The following is a 272-nucleotide window of genomic DNA, read 5'->3' as shown; positions in this document are numbered from 1 at the left end:
GCCACACTCATCCCGGCAACACCCCGCAGCACGTCGTCCGTCGGACGGATACGGCCAAGCGAGCGGGGGGCTGGTACGCGCGGGCGCTTCACGGACGCGCTGCGGCAGGAGGCACTCGCGGTGCTGGAGGCGCGCAAGGCTCAGGGCGCAAGCCAAGAGGGCGTGGCCGAGGAACGGGGCTGAGTCCCTGGACTCTCAGCCGCTGCAAGCAGCGGTCAGCGCGCGCAGGAGTGACAGTCGCCGCGTTTCAGCCGGTGCTCGTGGTGTGCGAG

Annotated in this window: 1 protein-coding gene; it reads left to right on the top strand. The window is 71.3% G+C overall.

The genetic code is table 11. From position 1 onward, the window contains the following. Positions 1–183, top strand: a 183-nt coding sequence (locus HUA76_RS45035; protein ID WP_217440989.1) for a hypothetical protein, incomplete at its 5' end; no start/stop codon positions are given. Positions 184–272 lie beyond the last annotated feature (89 nt).

It is taken from the genome of Myxococcus sp. CA056 (assembly GCF_013336715.1).
In the GTDB taxonomy this organism is placed as follows: Bacteria; Myxococcota; Myxococcia; order Myxococcales; family Myxococcaceae; genus Myxococcus; species Myxococcus llanfairpwllgwyngyllgogerychwyrndrobwllllantysiliogogogochensis.
Note: the sequence above shows the minus strand (reverse complement) of the source record. Positions and strands in the feature narration are given on the sequence as shown.